This is a genomic window from Embleya sp. NPDC001921, assembly GCF_053594475.1.
Window position 1 is genome coordinate 1 of sequence record NZ_JBSFEO010000047.1, and the last position, 20089, is coordinate 20089.

5 protein-coding genes and 1 pseudogene are annotated in these 20089 nt (G+C 75.8%); 2 read left to right on the forward strand and 4 right to left on the reverse strand.

Annotated elements, in window-relative coordinates:
• A partial coding sequence (locus ACWCPW_RS39840; RefSeq protein WP_449766491.1) for an SDR family NAD(P)-dependent oxidoreductase occupies positions 1 to 2459 on the forward strand: 2459 nt, incomplete at its 5' end.
• Positions 2460 to 2476: 17 nt separating this feature from the next.
• The gene (locus ACWCPW_RS39845; RefSeq protein ID WP_449766548.1) at positions 2477 to 8044 is read left to right on the forward strand and encodes a type I polyketide synthase; all 5568 of its coding nucleotides are present in this window, start codon (positions 2477 to 2479) and stop codon (positions 8042 to 8044) included.
• A gap of 394 nt (positions 8045 to 8438) precedes the next feature.
• Here the strand turns inward: ACWCPW_RS39845 and ACWCPW_RS39850 are convergent, their stop codons facing one another.
• From ACWCPW_RS39850 to ACWCPW_RS39865, 4 genes and pseudogenes are all read right to left on the reverse strand, one after another.
• Positions 8439 to 11507: a type I polyketide synthase gene (locus ACWCPW_RS39850; RefSeq protein WP_449766549.1), complete on the reverse strand. Its 3069-nt coding sequence runs from the start codon at positions 11505 to 11507 to the stop codon at positions 8439 to 8441.
• Positions 11493 to 16370 (reverse strand): annotated as a pseudogene (locus tag ACWCPW_RS39855) (SDR family NAD(P)-dependent oxidoreductase); the annotation flags it as partial. The pseudogene ACWCPW_RS39855 and the gene ACWCPW_RS39850, both read right to left, overlap by 15 nt.
• Positions 16371 to 16462: 92 nt before the next feature.
• Positions 16463 to 17350 carry an SWIM zinc finger family protein gene (locus tag ACWCPW_RS39860; RefSeq protein ID WP_449766492.1) on the reverse strand — a complete coding sequence of 296 codons (888 nt, stop codon included), beginning with the start codon at positions 17348 to 17350 and terminating at the stop codon, positions 16463 to 16465.
• A complete protein-coding gene (locus tag ACWCPW_RS39865) occupies positions 17347 to 20052 on the reverse strand; it encodes an SNF2-related protein (protein ID WP_449766493.1) in 2706 nt (901 codons plus the stop codon). Before ACWCPW_RS39865 ends, ACWCPW_RS39860 begins: the two co-directional genes overlap by 4 nt.
• Positions 20053 to 20089 lie beyond the last annotated feature (37 nt).

A 20089-nucleotide genomic window follows, 5' to 3' on the forward strand; every position in this document is an offset into this window, starting at 1 on the left:
TCACCGGGCGGATCGCCGGTGTCGCGGAACTGACCGATCCCGATTACTGGGTGCGTCAGGTACGCGAACCGGTCCGCTTCGCCGACGGGATCGACGCGGTCGCCGCCTCGGGCGAGACCGTGCTGCTGGAGGTCGGGCCCGACGGGATGCTGACCGCGATGGCCCGCGAGTGCCTCGGTTCGGGCACCGAAGCGGCTGCCGTCCCGGTGGTTCGCCGGGACCGATCGGAACGGGTCACGCTTACCGCGGCGTTGGGCACGCTGCACGCACACGGGACGCCCGTGGACTGGACCGCGTTCCTCTCCGGGCGGGGCGGTTCGGTCGACCTGCCCACGTACGCGTTCCAGCGACAGCGCTACTGGCTGGACCCGTTGCCCGACCCGCGGGCCGCCGGCGGCTCCGACGACCCGGACACCTGGCGGTACCGGGCCGAGTGGGCACCCTGGACCGAACGATCCGGCGCGGAACCGTTCGGCGCCTGGGCCGTGGTGAGCCATCCGGCGAGCCGGCACGCCGACGCGTGCGCGCGTGCGCTCGAACTGCGCGGTGCCGCCGTACGACGACTCGGGGTCGACGCGTCGGAGTGCGACCGAGGCGTCCTCGCCGAACATTTGCGCCGCTTCGGCCCCCTCGACGGGGTGCTCTCGCTGTTGTCCGACCTGCCGGGCGAGCGCGCCGACCCGCTCGGTCTCACCCACGGCCTGGCGGCCACCCTCGCGCTCGTCCAGGCGCTCGCCGACACCGAACCGGGGGCCAGGCTGTGGTGCCTGACCACCGGCGCCGTGTCCGTCGCCGAGCACGACCCGGTCGCATACCCCGACCAGGCCGGGATCTGGGGACTCGGCCGGGTCGCCGCGCTCGAACTGCCCGGCACCTGGGGCGGCCTGGTGGACCTCGTGGACGCCGGGCCGCGTGCGCCCGGCGCCGCCCCGGAGGAGCCGCGGACCGGCGAGGCCGTCGACGTGTGGTCCCACCTCGCGGATGTGCTCGCGCACGGCGCCGAGGACCAGGTGGCGATCCGTCCCGACGGGGTGCGCGTACGCCGCCTGGCCCGCGTGCCGGCCGCCACCGAGGCCGAGGACCACCCCTGGCGGCCGTTCGGCACGGTCCTGATCACCGGCGGCACCGGCGGCCTCGGCGCGCACGTGGCACGGTGGGCGGCGACCGCGGGCGCGGAGCGTCTGGTCCTGGCCGGTCGGCGAGGCGCGCGGGCCCCGGGGGCCGAGTCCCTCGCGGCCGAACTGACCGCCCTGGGCGTCGGCGTGCTGATCGAGACCTGCGATGTGGCCGACCGGAGCGCGGTGGAGCGCCTCGTGCGGCGGATCGACGCCGACGGGCCGCCGCTGAGCGCGGTGGTGCACGCCGCCGGGGTGCCGCAGGCCGCGCCGATCACCGACACCGATCCGGTCGAGGCCGCGCCGATCACCGCGGGCAAGGCGGCGGGCGCGGCCAACCTGGACGCCGTGCTGGGCGAACGGTCCCTGGCGGCGTTCGTGCTCTTCTCCTCGATAGCCGGAGTCTGGGGCAGCGGCGGCCAAGGCGTCTACGGGGCCGCCAACGCGTACCTGGACGCGCTGGCCCGCGACCGGCGCGCCCGCGGCCTGACCGCGACGTCGATCGCCTGGGGTCCGTGGGCCGGGGGCGGGATGGTCGAACAGGCCGACGGCGACCGACTCGCCCGGCTCGGCCTGCGTGCGATGCCCCCGGGGGCCGCGGTGGACGCGATGGTCCGCGCGGTGGGCCGGGGGGACACCGACGTGGTCGTCGCCGACGTGGACTGGCGCGCCTTCGCGCCCCGCTTCACCTCGCTGCGTCCGAGCCCGCTGCTCGGCGCCCTCCCCGAGGTCGGCGCCGCGCTCGCCGCGTTCGCCGCGCGGGCCGTGCCGGCCGCCCCGGGGGCGGCGGACCCCGGCCTGATCGGTCGGCTGGCCGCCGCGGGCGCGGCCGAACGCGCAAGGATCCTGCTGGACCTGGTGCGCGGCGAGGCCGCCGCCGTCCTCGGCCACACCTCCGCCGGACAGGTGCCGGCCGACCAGGCCTTCAGCGACCTGGGGTTCGACTCGCTGACCGCCGTCGAACTGCGGGACCGGCTCGGCCGCGCGACCGGTGTCGAGCTGCCGAGCACGCTGGTGTTCGACCACCCGACCCCCACCGACCTGGCCGCCCGGCTACGGGCCGCGCTGACCGGCGGCGACGAGTCCGTACTCGCCCCGGTCCTGGCCGAACTCGACAGCCTGGAGGCCGCGTTCGGGCGAGTCGCGGACGAGGATCGGCAGATCCGAGCCCGAGTCGCGCTGCGCATGCGGCGCTTCCTGGAACGGCTCGGCTCGCTCGACCGGGAACACACCGCGGCACCGGACGAGGCGGGTGTCGCGTCCGCATCCGACGACGAACTGTTCGCCCTGCTCGACGACCATCTCGAAACGCCCGGGCAGGCCCCGAAAGGTGAGCACTCATGAGCGGCAGCGAAGACAGGCTGCGGGACTACCTCAAACGCGCGACGGTCGACCTGCAGCGGGCCCGGGCCCGCATCGCGGAGCTGGAGCGGCCCGAGCCGATCGCGGTGATCGGCATGGCCTGCCGCTTCCCCGGCGGCGTGCGCTCGCCGGAGGACCTGTGGCGGCTGGTCGCCGACGGGGTGGACGCGATGGGCGGATTCCCGGCCGACCGGGGCTGGGCGGTCGAGGGCCTGTACCACCCCGACCCCGACCATCCGGGCACCAGCTACACGCGAGAGGGCGGATTCCTGGACGGCGCGGGCGAGTTCGATCCGGCGTTCTTCGGGATCTCCCCGCACGAGGCGCTCGCCATGGACCCGCAGCAACGGCTGCTCCTGGAGACCTCGTGGGAGGCGTTCGAACATGCCGGGATCGATCGGGCCACCCTGCGAGGCAGTTCCACCGGCGTCTTCGTCGGCGGCACCCCCAGCGGCTACGGCAGCGGGGTGCGGCACCTGCCCGACGGTGTCGATGGATACGCGCTCACCGGCGGCGTCGGCAGCGCGATGTCGGGCCGGGTGTCCTACGCGCTCGGCCTCGAAGGCCCCGCCGTCACCGTGGACACCGCGTGCTCGTCCTCGCTGGTGGCGCTGCACCTCGCGGTCCGGGCGCTGCGCGGCGGCGAGTGCACGATGGCGCTCGCGGGCGGGGCCGGCGTGATGGCGACCCCGGCCGTCTTCGTCGAGTTCAGCCGGCAGCGCGTGTTGTCCGCGGACGGCCGGTGCAAGCCGTTCGCGGCCGCGGCCGACGGCACCGGATGGTCCGAGGGCGTCGGCATGCTCCTGGTCGAGCGGCTGCGCGACGCGCGCCGCAACGGCCACCCCGTACTGGCCGTCGTGCGCGGCAGCGCGGTCAACCAGGACGGCGCGAGCAACGGCCTCACCGCCCCCAACGGCCCCGCGCAACGACGGGTGATCGAGCAGGCGCTGGCCGACGCGGGCCTGGCGCCGGCGGACATCGACGCGGTGGAGGCGCACGGCACCGGTACCCGGCTGGGCGATCCGATCGAGGCCCGGGCGCTGATCGCCGGCTACGGCAGCGGTCGCGACCCCGAACGGCCGCTGTGGATCGGCTCGGTGAAGTCCAACTTCGGCCATACCGCGGCGGCCGCCGGCGCGGCCGGGACGATCAAGATGATCATGGCGATGCGCCACGGCGTGCTGCCCAGGACCCTGCACGTGGACGAGCCGACCCCGCACGTGGACTGGTCCGCGGGCACCGTGGCAGTGCTCACCGAGGCCAGGAGTTGGCCCGGCGGCGAGCGACCGCGCCGCGCCGGCGTCTCGTCCTTCGGGATCAGCGGCACCAACGCGCACCTGATCCTGGAACAGGCCCCCGAGGCGACCGCCGCCGACGACGCGGAACCGGAGCAGGATCGCGCGCCCGGCACACCGGTGCTGCGTGACCTCACCGTGCTGCCCTTCCTCGTCTCCGCGGCCGGCCCCGAGAGCCTGCGCGCCCAGGCCGCGCGACTGGCCGCCCACCTGGACACCGAGGCCGGCCGCGGCGCCTCGCTGCCCGACCTGGCACACTCCCTGCACGCCACCCGGTCCGCCCTGCCGCACCGCGCCGTCCTGCGAGCCGCCGACCGCGACGAACTCCGGCGCGGGCTGGCCGGCCTCGCCGCCGGCACCCCGGTCGCCGCGGTCGCCAGGGGCCAGGCCCGGCACGGCGAACGGGTCGTGTTCGTCTTCCCCGGCCAGGGCTCGGAGTGGCCCCGGATGGCGGTGGAACTGCTGGACAGCGCACCGGTGTTCGCCGATCGCATCGCCGCCTGCGGGCGCGCCCTGGACCCGTACGTGGACTGGTCCCTCGAAGAGGTGCTGCGCGCCGACGCGGACGCCGCGAAGGCGTGGCTCGCGCGCGTCGACGTGGTGCAGCCGGTGTTGTGGGCGGTGATGATCGGCCTGGCCGAACTGTGGCGCTCCTGCGGCGTCGAACCCGCCGCCGTGGTCGGCCACTCGCAGGGCGAGATCGCCGCGGCCCACATCGCGGGCGCCCTGAGCCTGGCGGACTCCGCGAAGATCGTCGCCCTGCGCAGCCAGGCCGTCACCGTGCTGGCCGGCCGCGGTGGCATCCTCTCCGTCGGCGAACCGGCCGCGCGGGTCGCGGCCCGGCTGGAGCCGTGGTCCGGACGGCTGTCGGTCGCCGTGATCAACGGACCCGGCTCCACCGTGGTCGCCGGCGACACCGCCGCCCTCGACGAACTGACGGCGGTGTACGAGGGCGAGCGGATCCGCCACTGGCGCGTCCCCACCACCTACGCCTCGCACAGCGCCCACGTCGAGGAGATCCGCGACCGGCTCGTCGACGCCCTCGCCGGGATCGAGCCGCGCTCGGGCCACATCCCCTTCTACTCGACGGTCACCGCCGGCCGGCAGGACACCGCCGGCCTCGACGTCGAATACTGGTACCGCAACCTGCGGCAGACCGTGCGCTTCGAGGAGACCGTGCACGCGCTCCTGGAAGCCGGACACACCGCCTTCGTCGAGGTCGGCGCCCATCCCATGCTGGCCCCCGTGATCGAGCAGGTGCTGGACGGAGCGGACCGGTCCGCCGTAGCGCTCGGCACCCTGCGCCGCGGCCGGCCGGACGTGGAGCGATTCCTCGGCTCGCTCACGGAAGCCCACGTGCACGGGCTGCCGGTCGCGTGGACCGCGGTCCTGGGCGCCGGCTTCGGCCGGCGCGTTCCGCTGCCGACCTACGCGTTCCAACACCGGCATTACTGGCTGGAGTCCGACACCGACCGGGCCGGCGCCGGTGACGCCGCCGAACTCGGGCTCGCCCCCGTCGACCACCCGCTGCTGCTCGCCGGCACCACCCTGTCCGAACTCGGCCTCCTCGTGCTCACCGGCTTGATCTCGCCGCGCACCCACCCCTGGCTCGCCGACCACACCGTCGCCGGCACCATCGTGCTGCCCGGCACCGCCTTCGTGGAGCTGGCGATACGCGCGGCCGACGAGGCGGGCTGCGGCCGACTCGACGAACTCGACCTCGAAGCCCCGCTGATCGTGCCGCCGACCGGCGAGGTACGGATCCAGATCGTGGTCGGTCCGCCCGACGAGACCGGCCGCCGCGGCCTGACCGTGCACTCCCGCCCCGCCACCGACGGGGCGGTGGACGAGGGAGATTGGCAGCGCAACGCCAGTGCCACCCTCGCCCCCGCCGGCCCGGCCGCCGACTTCGACCCGATCGCCTGGCCGCCGACCGGCGCCGTCCCGCTCGACACCGCCGAATCGCACGAGCGGGCGCGCGCCTCGGGCCGGGTGTACGGGCCCGCCTTCCGGGGCCTGGAACAGGCCTGGCGGGTGGGCGCCGAGGTGTACGCCGAGGTCGCGCTCGGCGACCGCGAACGCGACGAGGCCGGACGATACGGCCTGCACCCGGCGCTGCTGGATGCCGCACTCCAGGCGTACGGCTCGGCCGACTCCGGTGATCGGGACGCCGGGATCCTGGTGCCGTGCGCCTGGAGCGGCGTCTCGCTGTACGCCTCGGGCGCGCGGCGGCTGCGGGTGCGGCTCGTTCCCGCGGGCGCCGACACCGTCACCGTGCTGGTGGCCGACGGCGCGGGCGACCCCGTGCTGCGCGCCGACTCCCTCGTGTTGCGCCGGGTCCCCGTCGACCGGATCGTCGGCGGCCGGGCAGCCGCCCGCGACGCGCTGTTCACCGTCGCCTGGACGCCGGTGACCGCGCCCGCCGACGAAGGCGCCGAGGCCGGCTGGGCGGTGCTCGGCGTGCCCGGCAGCCCGGCCACCGAGGACACACGCGCCGAACTCGTCGGTGCCGGGATCACCCCGGCGGTGTACGCGGACCCCGCGGCACTGGGCGCCGCGATCGAAGCGGGCGCCCCCGTACCCGACTTCGCCCTGCTCACACCCACCGGCGACGCGGCGGAGCCGGACAACCCGGTCGAGCGGGTGCACACGTCCACCGCACGGGCCCTGGCCGACCTCCAGGCGTGGGTGACCGATCCGCGCCTGGCCGACTCCCGACTCGTCCTGCGTACGCGCGGCGCATCGGCCGCGGGGCCCGGGGAGGCCGGCGCCGACCTCGGCCACGCCGCGATCGTCGGCCTCGTCCGCGCCGTGCGGAGCGAACACCCCGGCCGCTGCGTCCTGATCGACACGGATGTCGAGGCCGACTCCCGGTGTCCGCTGCCCGTCGCGGTCCGCGCGTCGCTCGCTCTCGACGAGCCGCAACTGGCGGTTCGCGCGGGGCGGTTGCTCGCCCCGCGACTCCGGCGGATCGGCGGGTCCGCCGCTTCGGCGCGGCCGGCGGGCCCGCGGCGACCGGACACCGTCAAGGCGATGCCGCTCGATCGGGACGGGACGGTCCTGATCACGGGCGGTACGGGCACACTCGGCGCCTTGGTGGCCCGTCATCTGGTCACCGAACACGGCGTGCGCGGCTTGGTGTTGGTCAACCGCGGCGGCATGGCCGCCGCGGGCGCGGCGGAGTTGGCGGCCGAACTCCGCGGCCTCGGGGCGGATGTGGTCGTCGAGGCGTGCGATGTGGCCGACCGAAAAGCGCTGGCCGAGGTATTGGCGCGGATCCCGGCCGCGCGGCCGCTCACGGGAGTGGTGCACGCGACGGGCGTGCGCGCCGACGGCCCGGTCGCATCGACGACGCCCGAGCGGTTGCGGCGGATGTTACGGGCCAAGGTCGACGGCGCGCTCAACCTGCACGAACTCACCGCCGACCTCGACCTCGGCGCGTTCGTCCTGTTCTCCTCCCTCGCGGGCCTGCTCGGCGGCGCGGGGCAGGCCGACCGGGCCGCCGCCGATGCCTTCCTGGACGCGCTCGCCCAGGACCGGCACGCGCGCGGCCTGACCGCAACCGCACTGGCCTGGGGCCCGTGGGCCGAAGCGGGCGGGCCCGCCGGCGAACCCGCCGAGGCGGACCCGACCCGGACGGCACGCGCCGGCATCGTGCCGATGGCGTCCGACCTGGCACTCGCCCTCTTCGACACCGCACGCGGCAGCGGCGAGGCACTGGTGGTGCCCGCGCGCATCGACACCGGCGCACTGCGCACCGGTCCGGTGGCACCGATCCTGCGCGGCCTCGCCCCGGCACCGGCCCGGCGCGCCGCGTCGGCCGACACGGCGGCCGCGGGACCCTCGCCCGCGCAGCGGTTGTCCGGACTGTCCGCGGCCGACCAAGAGGAGTTCCTCCTCGACCTGGTCCGCGCCCATGTCGCCGTGGTGCTGGGCCACGGGTCGGCCGGCGCGGTGGATCCGGACCGGGCCTTCCGCGACCTGGGCTTCGACTCGCTCACCGCCGTGGAACTGCGCAACCGCCTCACCGCCGACACCGGCCTGCGGCTGCCCGCCACGCTGGTCTTCGACCACCCCACACCGGTCGACCTGGCCCGCAGGCTGCGGGCGGACCTCGCCCCGGAACCGGTCGACGCACCGCCCGCCGCCACCGAGGACCCGGCCGGATCGGGCGCCGGCGGCGCGCTCGCGGAGGAGGCCGCGGCGTCGATCGCGCTGATGGACGCCGACGAACTCATCCGCCTCGCGCTCGACGGCACCGGCGACTCCTGACGGCACTGGGCACCGGACCCCGCACCGGACCCGCACCGGATCCCGAACCGGACTCCGAACCGGACCGGCCCCGCGCGCGTCACGCGCGGGGCCGATCCGCGTGCGAGGCGCATCGTGCCCCGTCGGTGGCCGAGCAGCGCCGACTCGTCCGCCTGCGAAAGCGGTTCGGCCGGCCCCGGCCCAGTCGCCGGGCGGCCGGCGAAGCGCCGCGCCGACCACCTCGGGCGCCTGGCGTCGGGTCGGTGGCGCGGGCCACGTGGTGACCTCCATCGTGGCGACCGCCACGGCGGGTTCGGACCGTCCGGGGTGATCCTCATCGGCCCAGGCATCCTCGAGCTGTCCGCTGTCCGCTGTCCGCTGTCCGTAGTCCGGCAATCGGCCGCCGGGCCGCGCCTCAGATGGACACGTCGACGGGGTCGTCGGTCTCGGTGCCCGAGTCGTCATCGGTGGTCTTCGTTCGGGACGCCCCGAGCCAGTACGGCTCGCGTTGAAACGGATACGTCGGCAGGTCGATCCACCGGGCGGGCACGTCGCGGAACAGGTCGGCGGGCTCCGGGTCGGCGCCGGCCGCGTACAGCCGGGCCACCGTCAGGGCAACCGCTCCAGGTGCGGGCAGCGTGCCCGATGGCAGGTGCACGGTGCGGGCCGCGCCGGAGTGGGACCGGTCCGTGTCGGGGCCGGACCGGTCCGCACCGGTGTCGGACCCATCCTCGCCGGCCCCATCCTCGCCGGCCCCATCCTCCTCGGACCCGTCTTCGCCGGGGGCGCCGAGCACCACCACGAGGTCGGTGTCGGGGCTCCGCCACGTGAAGTCGCGTCCCTCGGTCCCTTCGTCGCCGGTCGGCTCGGTGCCGGCGAGCAGGGCCGCGGCGTCGATCCTGGCGCCGCTGTCGGCCACCAGTACGGGAATTCGCGGCGGCGCGACCGTCCGGTCGTCCAAGGTGTCGGTACGACCGGCGGCCACCGAGGCCGCCTGCCGCAGGGTCAGGCCGCCGCCGAGATGGGCGGCGGCGAGTCGGCCGGCGCCGCGCCCGGCGACGGCGTCCGGGCGCAGGCCCAGGCTCTCCAGCAGTCGGTAGGCGGCGACGTGTGCCGCGAACGTGGCGGCGCCGACGTGCGGTTCGGCATTCCGCTCGCCGACCGGTTCGCCGTCCGTGCCCGGCGTGGGCAGTGGCCGGTCCAGGTGGGGAGCGAGGGCGCGGGCGGCCTCGTCCCAGGCGTGCGCGTAGGCCGGAAACGCCGCGTAGAGCTCGGCCTCGACGGCGGGCGAGCGCTCCTCGGCGCCGGGCAGCAGGGCCACCAGGCGGGCGTCCTCGCCGACGGACCGGCCGGTGACCAGCGCGGGATGGGCGGTGCCGGCGGCCAACGCGGCCAGCCCGTCCAGGAGTTCGGTCCGGTCCCGGGCCAGGATCGCGGCGCGTTGCTCGAACGCGGTGCGGGTGGTGGCCAGCGACCGGGCCACCTCTGCCGGTGTGACGGTATGCGCGCCGGCGATCAAGTGCTCGCGCAGCCTGCGGGCCTGTTCGGCCAGGGCGGGCCCGGTACGGGCCGACAACAGGCAGGGCGGCGGCGGGGCCGACCCGGTGCCCGGTGCGGGCAACGGGGGTTGCGTCACCGGCTCCTCGGGAGCCTGTTCCAGAATGAAGTGCACCTTGGTGCCACTGCCGCCGAACGAGGACACCCCGGCCCGGCGTGGTCGCCCGGTCTCCGGCCAGGCCACCGCCCGATGCGGGAGGGCGATGCCGCTGTCCTGCCAATCGACCTCGGTCAGCGGCTCGGCGGCGTGCAGCGCCTCGGGCACGATGCCGTGCCGCATGGCCAGGATCGTCTTGATGACACCGACGACACCCGAGGCGGCATGGGGGTGGCCGATGTTGGCCTTGACGCTGCCCAACCACAGCGGCCGGTCGGCGGGACGGTGCCGGCCGTACGCGTCGATGACCGCCTCGGCCTCGACCGCGTCGCCGAGCGCGGTGCCGGTGCCGTGCGCCTCGACCATGTCGATGTCGGCCGGGCCGAGGCCGGCCTCGGCGAGCGCGAGCCGCATGACCCGACGCTGCGAGGGGCCGTGCGGCGCGGTCAGCCCGTTGCCGCCGCCGTTGTGGTTCAGGGCCGAGCCGCGGATCACCGCGAGCACCGGGTGACCGCGGCGGCGGGCCTCGGAGAGGCGTTCGATGATCAGCACGCCGGCGCCCTCGCCCCACCCGGTGCCGTCGGCGGCGGCCGAGAAGGACTTGCAGCGACCGTCGGGGGCGATGCCGCCGAGGTTGTCGAAGGCGGCCGGAAACGCGAGCACCGTCACGCCGCCGACCAGCGCGGAGGTGCACTCCCCGCGCCGCACCGCCTGGCAGGCCAGATGCAGGGCAACCCCGGAGGACGAGCATCCGGTGTCGACGGCCAGCGTCGGCCCCTCCCAACCGAAGGTATAGGCCACCCGAGCACAGGCGAACGCCGACCCCGACCCCGCCGAGACATACGGCAGGCTCGCCAACGGAACCTCCCGCAGATCAGACAAGTAATTCTGATAGAAACTGCCTAGGTAGGTGCCGGTGTGCGCCCCCCGCAACCCTCTCGGATCCTCCCCGGCACGCTCCCAAGCCTCCCAAGCCAATTCCAACAACACCCGCTGCTGAGGGTCGATCACCAACGCCTCGTCCGCGCTCATGTCGAAGAACGCCGGATCGAACCCCGAGGCGCCGGTGATGAATCCGCCCTCCGAGAGCAGGCCGACGCCGGGCAGGTCGCCGTGCAGGGCGGCGAACCGGTTCGGATCCCAGCCGCGGTCGTCCGGCACGGGACCGATCGCGTCGCCGCCCGACGCCAGCAACTCCCAGAGCGCGTCCGGCGATTCGATGCCGCCGGGGAGCCGGCAGCTCATCCCGACGACGACCACCGGGTCGTCCTCGCGGGCCGGTCCGGCGGGGTGGGCGGCGACCGGGACGGCCGAGCCGGCGGGCTCCTCCCCGTCCGCGCCGAGTCGCGCGCGCAGGTGTTGGGCGATGGCGTTCGGCGTGGGGAGGTCGTAGATCAGGCCGACCGGCAGGCGCAGTCCGGTGGCCGCGGCCAGCCGGTTGCGCAGGTCCACCGAATTGAGCGAGTCGAAGCCCAGTTCGCGGAAGGGCCGACCGGCGCCGACCGCGTCGCCGCCGGCATGCCCCAGGACGGCGGCGGCCTGGGTGCGGACGAGGTCGAGCAGGATCCGGGTGCGCTCGGCGGGGGGTTCACCGGCCAGCCGGGCGGCCAGTTTCGAGGGCTCACCCGCTCCCGCGCCGACGACCCGACGCACCGGGGTGCGGAGCAGGCCGCGGAACAGCGGCGGCGGCGGACTGCCGGCGAGTTGCCGGGCGAGTGCGTCGAGGTCGAGCGGAAGCGGTACGAACAGCGCGGTGTCGCTGCGCAGCGCGGCGTCGAGGACGGCCAGGCCGTCCGCCGTGGACAGGGTGCGGAACCCGGCATCGGCCATCCGGTCCCGGCCGGTGCTCAGCACGCCGCGGGTCAGCTCGCTCGCCTGTGCCCACGGGCCCCAGGCCAGCGAGGTGGCGGGCAGGCCGTGGGCGCGGCGCCGGGCCGCCAGCGCGTCCAGGAAGGTGTTCGCGGCGGCGTAGTTGGCCTGTCCGGCGGTGCCGAGGATTCCGGCGGACGAGGAGAAGAGCACGAACGCGGCCAGGGGCGCGGCGCGGGTGAGTTCGTCGAGGTGGACGGCGGCGTCCACCTTGGGGCGGAAGACCGTGGCCAGGCGCTCCGGGGTCAGCGCGTCCAAAACGGCGTCGTCGAGCGCGGCGGCGGTGTGCACGACGGCGGTGAGGGGGTGGTCCGCGGGTACGGCGGCCAGGACGGCGGCGAGCGTGTCCCGGTCGGCGGCGTCGCTCGCGACGATGTCGACGTGGGCACCCGACTCGCGCAGTTCGGCGGCGAGTTCCCCGGCGCCGGGAGCATCCGCGCCGCGGCGGCTGAGCAGCAGCAGTCGGCGGATGCCGTGGGCGGACACCAGGTGGCGGGCCACGAGCCCGCCGAGCGTACCGGTGCCCCCGGTGATCAGCACGGTGCCGTCCGGGTCGAGCGGGGTGCGCCCGGGGGCGGGAGCGGCGGCGGCCCGGCCGAGCCGGGGCGAGCGCAGCGTGCCGTCGCGTACGACCAGCCGGGGTTCGCCGACGGCCAGGGCTTCGCGCAGGAGGCCGGCGGAGACCGGGGCGTCGGTGTCGAGCAGGAGCAGCCGCCCGGGGTGTTCGGCGCCGGCCGAACCGACCAGTCCCCACAGGGGCGCGAGTTCCGGGTCCGGGGCCTCGCCGGCGTGCGCGGCGACCGCCGACCGGGTGAGCAACACCAGGCGGCCGGCCGCGAGCAGGTCGTCGCCCAGGAACGCCTGCAGAGTTGCCAGGGCCGTGCACGCGGCGGCCTCGGGTCGGCCGCCCGACGCGTGGATCGGGAGCACGACGGCGTCCGGGGCGCGGGCGCCCGCGGCGACGGCGGCGGTCAGCGCGGCCGGGTCGCGGTGTGCGTACACCTCGGCGCCCGTGTCGCGCAGAGCGGCGGACAGGGCGAGGTGGCCCGCGTCTTCGGTGAGCAGTGCCCAACTCCCGGGCGAGTGGTCCGGCGTGGCGGTCACCGGTGCCCACTCGATGCCGAAGAGCACGTCGGGCGGCAGCGACGGGCCCGCGGGAGTCGTCGAGTCCGCCGCGGCGACGCGTTCGAAGGCCACCGGGCCGAGGTCGGCCAGGGGCTGCCCGGCGGCGTCGGCGAGCGCCGCGGTGACCGTGCCGTCGGCGTCGGGACGCAGTCGTACGCGGGCGCCCTCGGCACCCACGGCGTGCACGGCGACCCGGCCGAGCGAGACGGGCAGCAGGTCGCGGCCGGTGCCGTCGTCCCGCGGCGGTCGGGCGAGGTGCCAGGCCCGGAGTGCGGCGTCGAGCAACGCGGGGTGGATGCGGTATCCCCGTACCTCGCGGGCCTCGGCGCTCAGGGCCACGTCGGCGAACACCTCGTCGGCGCGCTGCCACAACCCCCGGATCACCGCCGCGTCGCGGGCGCCGTCCCGGTCCGGCAGCGCGAGCGGTTCGGCGTCCCGGGGCGGCCAGGCGTCCTCGTCCGCGACGGGCGGCGGCTCCGGATCGGTGAGGCCGGCGGTGGCGTGTCGGACCCACCGGCCGTCCGCGACGGCCGGGTGGCGCGCGTGCACGGTCAGCGTACGGGCGGCGGCGCCGCTTCCGGCGGCGGTCACCTGGACGCGGGTGGCACCCGTCGCGGAGAGCACCAGCGGCCGGTCCAGGGTCAGCCCGGTCACCGCGCCGCCGACCTCGTCGGCGGCGCGTACCGCCAGCTCCGCCAGGGCCGCGGCGTCGAGCGTGGGCACGCCGCGCACGTCGTGCCGCACGGCCGGGTCGAGCGCGCCGAGGGCGCCGGTCAGGACCACCTCGTCGCGGTCGGCCAACTCCACCGCGGCACCGAGGATCGGGTGGTCGGCGGTGTCCAGGCCGAGCGCGGACGGCTCGCCGGCCGGGCCGCCGGGCATCAGCCAGTAGCGGGTGCGCTGGAACGGATAGGTGGGCAACTCCAGGTCCGCCGCGTCGATTCCGGCGAACAGCGGACCGAGTTCGACCCGGGTGCCGCGGACCGCCGCCTCGGCCAACGAGGTGCGAAAGCGCAACAACGAATCGTCGTCGCGGCGCAGCGTCGCGACGACGACGGCGTCCGCCTCGGCATTGTCGGCACACTCCTCGACGGCCGCCGTGAGCACCGGGTGCGGCCCCACCTCGACGAAGACGCCGTGACCGCTCGCCAGCAGCGCCCGCACGCCTTCCTCCAGCAGGACGGTCTGCCGCAGGTTGCGGTACCAGTAGTCGGCGTCCAGGCGCGCGGTGTCGATCCAGTCGCCGGTGACGGTGGACCAGAACGGCACCTCCCCGGCGCGCGGCACGATGTCCGCGAGTTCCGCGGTCAGCCGCTCGCGCAGGGACTCGATCCGCGCCGAGTGCGAGGCGTAGTCGACGGGGATGCGGCGCACCCGCACGTCGTCGGCCTCGCAGGCCCGCACGAAGTCGTCGATCGGGCCCGGCGGGCCGGAGACGACGGTGGAGCGGGGGCCGTTGTGCGCGGCGACCGACAGGTCGAGGCCGGCGCCCTCGATCCGGCCCAGGACCTCGGCGACCGGCAGCGCGACCGAGGCCATCGCGCCGTGTCCGGCCAACTCCGCGGCGATCGCCCGGCTGCGCAGCGCGACGATCTTGGCGCCGTCCGCCGGCGACAGCGCGCCGGCGACACATGCCGCGGCGATCTCGCCCTGGGAGTGGCCCAGGACGGCGGCCGGCCGCACGCCGTGGTCCTGCCACAGCCGGGCGAGGGAGACCAGGACCGCCCACAGGGCCGGCTGTACGAGGTCGACCCGGGCGAGCGCGGCCTCGTCGTCCAGCACCTCGGTCAAGCGCCGATCGATCCATGGCGCGAGGGCCTCCTCGCACGCGGCCAAGTGGGCGGCGAACGCCGGGCATTCCCGGCGCAGCCGGGTCGCCATCCCGGTCCACTGGGAGCCCTGGCCGGGGAAGACGAAGACGACCTTGCCGCGGACGGTCGCGATCCCCTCGACCGACAGTGGTGACGCGGCGCCGGATTCCAGCGCGCGCAGCGGCTCGGCGGCCCGGTCGGGGTCGTCGACCAGGATCACCGCCCGGTGTTCGAGGCCGGCCCGGGAGCGGGCCAGCGCGGCGCCCACGGCGACGGGGTCGGGCCGCGGGTCGCGGGCGTACCACCGGGCCAGTTGCCGCGCGCGGGCCCGCAGCGCCTCCGGCGTGGCCGCCGACAACAGCCACGGCACCGGTCCGCGGCCGAGCGCACCGTCCGGGCGCCCTGACGGGGATTCGACCGGCGGCGGGTCGTCCGCGCCGTCGGCCTGTTCCAGGACGACGTGCGCGTTGGTGCCACTGACCCCGAACGAGGACACCGCGGCGCGGCGCGGCCGGTCGACCCGCGGCCAGTCGCGGGGTTCGACGGCGAGCCGGACGTCCCCGGCCGACCAGTCGATGTGCGGTGAGGGCGCGTCGACGTGCAGGGTGCGCGGCACCCGCCCGTGGCGCAGCGCCTGCACGGTCTTGATGACACCGGCGATGCCCGCCGCGGCCTGGGCGTGGCCGATGTTGGACTTGACCGACCCGAGCCACAGGGGCCGTTCCGGCTCGCGCCCCTGTCCGTAGGTGGCCAGCAGGGCCTGTGCCTCGATCGGGTCGCCGAGGGTGGTGCCGGTGCCGTGCGCCTCGACCAGGTCGACCTGGTCGGGCGTCAGCCCGGCGTCGGCGAGGGCGGCCCGGATCACCCGCTGCTGGGAGGGGCCGTTGGGCGCGGTCAGCCCGTTGGACGCGCCGTCCTGGTTGACCGCCGAACCGCGCAGCACGGCGAGCACGCGCCGGCCGTTGCGGCGGGCGTCGGACAGCCGCTCGACCAGCACCAGGCCCACGCCCTCGGACCACGCGGTCCCGTCGGCCGCGGCGGCGAAGGCACTGCAGCGGTTGTTCGGGGACATCAGGCCCTGGCCGCCGAATCCGTAGAAGATGGCGGGGGTGGACATCACGGTCACCCCGCCGGCCAGGGCCAGCGAACACTCGCCGTTGCGCAGCGCCTGGACGGCCAGGTGCAGCGCCACGAGCGAGGAGGAGCACGCGGTGTCGACCGTGACCGCCGGGCCCTCCAGGCCGTAGACGTAGGACAGCCGGCCCGAGAGCACGCTGCTCGAGGTGCCACTGAGCATGTAGGTGCCCACGCCCTCGGGCAGCTCCGTGACCCCGATGCCGTAGCCGCTGATGGTGCCGCCGATGAAGACGCCGGTCGCACTGCGCTTGAGCGAGGACGGCACGATGCCGACACTCTCGAGGACCTCCCACGACGTCTCCAGCAGCAGCCGCTGCTGGGGGTCCAGCGCGAGTGCCTCGCGGGGCGCGATGCCGAAGACGGCGGGGTCGAAACGGTCGGCGTGGTCGACGAACCCGCCCCGCAGGGGCGGGTCCACGCCGATCCCGGCCGCCGCGAGGTCGAGCAACTGCCGCTCCCAGCCGCGATCGTCCGGCAGGTCGCCGATGGCGTCGGTGCCGTCGACGACCAGCCGCCACAGGTCCCCGGGGGAGGAGACCGAGCCGGGGTAGCGGCAGCCCATCCCGACGATCGCGATCGGCTCGCCGGTGTCGGCGGCCGCTTGCTCGCCGCGGGCCACGAGTTCCGCGTTCCGCGCGCGCAGTCGCTCGTTGTGGGTCAGGGCCGCCCGGAGCGCTTCGACGAGCCGGTCGGAAGGGGCGGTGGCGGTCACGCCGAACTCCGCTCGTCGCGGTGGCGGGTCGGAGCGGATGTCCGGCCCGGGGAACGATCACAACAGGACCGCCCCCAAGCTAATCGGCCCGACACCGAAACCCGACCCCATCTTCGGCCCGGGCCACCCCCTCATCCGTTGCCCGGACCCCCTACCGGGCCCGAGTACCGCTCCGCGAGCAACTCGCGGGCGCGGCGGGCGGCTTCGGCGACGAGGGACTCCAGCGCGCCCGCCGGGATCCCGGGCGGCGGGGTGATCCGCGCCGGCGCGACCGGGTCGGGGACCGGCGGCGGATCGGCGGGCAGCGGGTCGGCCGGCCGGTACGCCTCCCGGGCGGTCACCCCGGGTGCGGACAGCCCGGGCCCCATCGTTTCGGACCCGGTCACCCCGGATTCGGGCGACCCGGCCGCCGGGGCGGGAACACGGGTGAGTGTGTCCCGCTCGCGCAACCGGTCCAGGAACGCGCGTTCGCCCAGCCCGCGGATCAACAGCAGCACGAACGGATCCGCGTCCAGCAGCCAGGCCGCCTGGTAGCTCAACGCGGCGGCGTGCGTGCAGGGCAACTCCCAGTCGGGGCAGTCGCATTCCGGATCCAGCTCGCCGATGCCCGGGAGCAGCGGGACGTCCGCGTCCTCGGCGGCGCTCACCAGATCGCGCGGCATGTCCCGCTCCACGAGCGCGGCCAGGTGCCCGGCCTTGGCGGCCACCTGGTCGAGGAAGCGATCCCATTGCGCGTCGGTGAACCGTTCGACCCGCACCACGGTCTCGTACGGTGTGCCGTCCGCGTCGTGCACGGTCGCGGCGATCCGACCCGGGCCGACGGTGATCGGGCCGACCCGGCCCGAGTTGGCGCAGGCCCGGCCCTTGCGCATCGGCTCCTGCGCAAGCGCGGAGTCCTCCAGGGCGTTCGTCCAGGCGCGGCCCCACCAGGTATGCCCCTTGGCGCCGCGCGACCGGCGGGCGGCGAACGCGGGGAAGGCGCGGGCGGGTTCGGTACTCGTCGGGCGCTCATCGGTCATCGCGCGCTCCTCAGCTCGACCAGGTCCGCGAGTTCGGTGTCGGAGAGTTCGGTCAGTGCGGCCTCGCCGCCGGTGAGCACCGAATCGGCCAGCGCGCGCTTGTCGCGCAACATCTCGGCGATCCGGTCCTCGATGGTGCCCTCGGCGATGAACCGGTGCACCTGGACCGGCCGGGTCTGGCCGATGCGGTACGCGCGGTCGGTGGCCTGTTCCTCGACGGCCGGGTTCCACCAGCGGTCGTAGTGCACGACGTGGTCGGCGCGGGTGAGGTTGAGTCCGGTGCCGGCCGCCTTGAGCGACAACAGGAACACGGGCACCTCGCCGTCCTGGAAGCGGGCGACCAGGGTGTCCCGGCGGGCGGGCGAAGTGCCGCCGTGCAGGAGCTGGTTGCCGATGCCCCGGGCGTCGAGGTGCCTGGTGAGCAGTCGGGCCATGGTGACGTACTGGGTGAAGACCAGGACCGCGCCGTCCTCGGCGAGGATCGTGTCCAGGAGTTCGTCGAGCAGTTCGAGCTTGCCGGAGCGACCGTCCAGGCGGGGCTCGCTCTCCTTGAGGTACTGCGCCGGGTGGTTGCAGATCTGCTTGAGCCCGGTGAGCAGACCGACGATCCGCCCGCGCCGGGCCATGCCCTTGCTGTCCCGCAGTTCGGCCATCGCCTCGCGTACCGCCGCCTCGTACAGGCCGGCCTGCTCGCGGGTGAGCGACACGGGTTGATCGGTCTCGGTCTTGGCGGGCAGCTCCGGGGCGATGCCCGGATCGGCCTTGCGGCGGCGGAGCAGGAACGGCGCGATCAGCCGGCCCAGCCGTTCCGCCGTGGGGCCGTCCCGATCGGCCTCCACCGGCTTGGCCCAACGGCGGCGGAACGCGGCGAGGTTGCCGAGCAGGCCCGGGGTGGTCCAGTCGAGGATGGCCCACAGTTCGGACAGCCGGTTCTCCACCGGGGTGCCGGTGAGCGCGACCCTGGCCCGGGCCGGAATCGCGCGCAGCGCCTTGGCGGTGCCGGAGTTGTGGTTCTTGACGTGCTGCGCCTCGTCCGCGACCACCAGGTCCCATGGCACGGCGGCCAGGCGGGCGCGATCCAGGCGCATCGTGCCGTAGGTGGTGAGCACGAAGCCGTCGACGAGGTCGTCGAGGGTGCGGGTGGCGCCGTGGAAGCGGCGCACCGGGGTACCCGGCGCGAAGCGCCGGATCTCCCGCTCCCAGTTGCCGAGCAGCGAGGCCGGGCAGACCACGAGGGTCGGCGCCCCCTCGGCCGGGTCGCCGCGCACGGTCCGGCGGTGCAGGTGCAGCGCGATCAGGGTGACGGTCTTGCCCAGGCCCATGTCGTCGGCCAGGCAGCCGCCCAGGCCCAGCGAGGTCATGCGATCCAGCCAGCGCAGGCCGCGCAGTTGGTAGTCGCGCAGGGTCGCGGCGAGCGCGTCGGGCGCGGCGATCGGCTCGCCGCCGGCGTCCGGATCGGCGATCCGCGCGCGCAGGTCGTCCAGCCACGCCGAGGTGCCCACCTCGATCCGCTTGCCGGCCACCTCGGTGCCGCCGGTCAGGGCGGCGTTCAGCGCCTCGATCGGCGTGAGCGGTTTGATCGAGCGGTTGCGGGCCTTGGCGGCCAGGGCGGGATCGACCAGTACCCACTGATCGCGCAGTCGGACCACGGGGCGGTGCGATTCGGCCAGCGCGTCCATCTCGGCGAGGGTCAACGGGTGCTCGCCGAGCGCGAGTTGCCAGTCGAAGCCGAGCGGGGTGTCGCCGCCGAGGAAGGCGCGCAGATCACCGGGCGCGCGGTCGCGGGCGCCGACCACGGCCTTGGCGGTGAGGTCGCGGACGAGATCGCGCGGCCAGTGCACCTCGACGCCGGCGGCGGCCAGCCGGGCGGTCGCGGCGCCGAGCAGCGCGCCGAGGTCGTCGTCGCCGATCACCACGCGGTCCGGCACACCGGCGTTCAGCAGCGGTTCCAGGGCGGGCCATACCCGGGCGGCCCGGCGCAGCGCGAGCAATACGTCCAGCCGGGCACGTTCGCCGAAGCGTGGGTCGGTGCCGGTCCACAGGGTGTCCGCGTCGATCACGGCGGTCGGGTCGGCGAGCGAGTGCACCTGGACCACGGCCCGGAACGGCGCGTGTTCGACGTCGTACGTCTCCAGCCGCAGCGAGATCCGCACGCCGGTGTCGATCCCGGCGGCGACCCGGTCCGACCACGGGCGCAACTCCGGCAACCGGCGCGGCGCGGCGGCGGCGAACGCGGAGGTGTCGTCGGCGGACGCGGTGGCGTCGCCGGTGCGCGGCGCCGCGGCGGTGCGCGGCATGGTGTCGGCGACCGCGTCCAGGAAGGCGCGGACCAGCGGCGCGGCCTCCGGGAGCAGTACGCCGCCCGGCGTCGGGATCGCCCGCGCCTCGCCGGGCATCGCGTCGGCGAGCGCTCGCACCCGTTCCACGTCGGCGGCGTCCAGCGGCCCGGCCCGCCACGCGTCGTGGTCGCCGGGGGAGAGCCCGGGCAACATCCGGCCGCGCGCGACCAGTTGCAGCGCGAGCACGGTGGCCGCGCCCCAGAACGCGGCGGCCGGGTGGGCGTCCGGGGTCCGGCGGGCCCGGGAGAGCAGGCGGACCGCGTCGGTGACCGGGACGCGCACGGCGGGATGGGTGTGTTCGATGCCGTCGGCGTCGAGCACGGTGACGGTGTCGGTGCCGGTCGGGTGCGGCCAGAAGGCCACGGTGCCGGCGCGGGGCGGATCGGCCGGCGCGAAGGTG